This window comes from Duganella aquatilis (assembly GCF_009674565.1).
Classification (GTDB): Bacteria; Pseudomonadota; Gammaproteobacteria; order Burkholderiales; family Burkholderiaceae_D; genus Rugamonas; species Rugamonas aquatilis.
In genome coordinates, this window is the sequence record NZ_WKJL01000064.1 from 1 (window position 1) to 1,190 (window position 1,190).

The 1,190-nt window shown below is 49.5% G+C and carries 2 tRNA genes and 2 rRNA genes; all 4 read right to left on the bottom strand.

The window, feature by feature from the left end:
• Positions 1-671 (bottom strand): 23S ribosomal RNA (locus tag GJ698_RS30215); the annotation flags it as partial.
• A 164-nt stretch (positions 672-835) separates the two neighbouring features.
• Positions 836-911: transfer RNA gene (locus GJ698_RS30220), tRNA-Ala, on the bottom strand.
• Positions 912-922: 11 nt separating this feature from the next.
• Positions 923-999 (bottom strand) — tRNA-Ile (locus tag GJ698_RS30225).
• A 77-nt stretch (positions 1,000-1,076) separates the two neighbouring features.
• A 16S ribosomal RNA gene (locus GJ698_RS30230) occupies positions 1,077-1,190 on the bottom strand; the annotation flags it as partial.

Genomic DNA, 1,190 nt, shown 5'->3' on the forward strand with positions numbered 1-1,190 from the left:
TTTCGGGTCTACACCCAGCGACTATCGCCCTGTTCGGACTCGATTTCTCTACGGCTTCCCTATTCGGTTAACCTTGCCACTGAATGTAAGTCGCTGACCCATTATACAAAAGGTACGCAGTCACCCCACAAGGAGGCTCCTACTGTTTGTATGCACACGGTTTCAGGATCTATTTCACTCCCCTCCCGGGGTTCTTTTCGCCTTTCCCTCACGGTACTGGTTCACTATCGGTCGATTACGAGTATTTAGCCTTGGAGGATGGTCCCCCCATATTCAGACAGGATTTCTCGTGTCCCGCCCTACTTGTCGTACGCTTAGTACCACCGGTCTGATTTCGTGTACGGGGCTATCACCCGCTATGGCTGCCATTTCCAGAGCATTCCACTATCAGTCCGACTATCACGTACAGGCTCTTCCCATTTCGCTCGCCACTACTTTGGGAATCTCGGTTGATTTATTTTCCTGCAGCTACTTAGATGTTTCAGTTCGCCGCGTTCGCTTCACACACCTATGTATTCAGTGAGTGATACCCTAAAAGGGTGGGTTTCCCCATTCGGAAATCTGCGGATCAAAGCTTGTTTGCTAGCTCCCCGCAGCTTATCGCAAGCTACTACGTCCTTCATCGCCTGTAATCGCCAAGGCATCCGCCATGTGCACTTATTCACTTGTCCCTATAACCTTGACGGCTATTAGGCAAGCATTTACTACTTTGTGATGATGAGTTTTACTACCCTAAGTGTGTATTTCTACACGCTTAAATAAAACTTTACTTCTTCCAGATTGTTAAAGAACGATACTGCTTTTACCTAAACCTCAAGGCTTACGTAAAAACAGGTGGTGGAGGATGACGGGATCGAACCGACGACCCCCTGCTTGCAAAGCAGGTGCTCTCCCAGCTGAGCTAATCCCCCATTGGTGCAACTGGTAGGGCTGGTTGGACTCGAACCAACGACCCCCGCGTTATCAACACGGTGCTCTAACCAGCTGAGCTACAGCCCCAAATTTGCTGTTCTTTGATTTCTACAGTCGATAAGTGTGAACGCTTGATGTGGTTACAAGAACCAGTGCTACTCTAGAAAGGAGGTGATCCAGCCGCACCTTCCGATACGGCTACCTTGTTACGACTTCACCCCAGTCACGAATCCTACCGTGGTAAGCGCCCTCCTTGCGGTTAAGCTACCTACTTCTGG